Source organism: Psychrobacter proteolyticus, assembly GCF_038155145.1.
In the GTDB taxonomy this organism is placed as follows: domain Bacteria; phylum Pseudomonadota; class Gammaproteobacteria; order Pseudomonadales; family Moraxellaceae; genus Psychrobacter; species Psychrobacter proteolyticus_B.
Genome location: NZ_JBAKAY010000048.1, coordinates 1 through 246, shown reverse-complemented (window position 1 = coordinate 246; position 246 = coordinate 1). Strand labels below are relative to the sequence as shown.

At 45.5% G+C, this 246-nt stretch carries 1 protein-coding gene; it reads left to right on the top strand.

Translation table 11 applies throughout. From position 1 onward, the window contains the following. Positions 1–246, top strand: a 246-nt coding sequence (locus V6252_RS12960; protein WP_341610725.1) for an ArsA-related P-loop ATPase, incomplete at both ends; no start/stop codon positions are given.

Genomic DNA, 246 nt, shown 5'->3' with positions numbered 1-246 from the left:
CCATGTGTCAACATTTAGTCGAAGCGGCAGATGCTGGGTATGAGCACATCATCTTTCATACCGCACCGACAGGTCATACTTTGCGATTATTGGTATTACCAGAAATGATGGCAGCATGGACGGATGGGCTGCTTGCACAGCAGCGACGACAGGCCATATTACGTTCGGTTGCGACACACTTGGATAGTCAGAATCAAAAAAATGATAAAAACGATGTGGCAAATCCGTTTGCAGCAAAAAAATCTG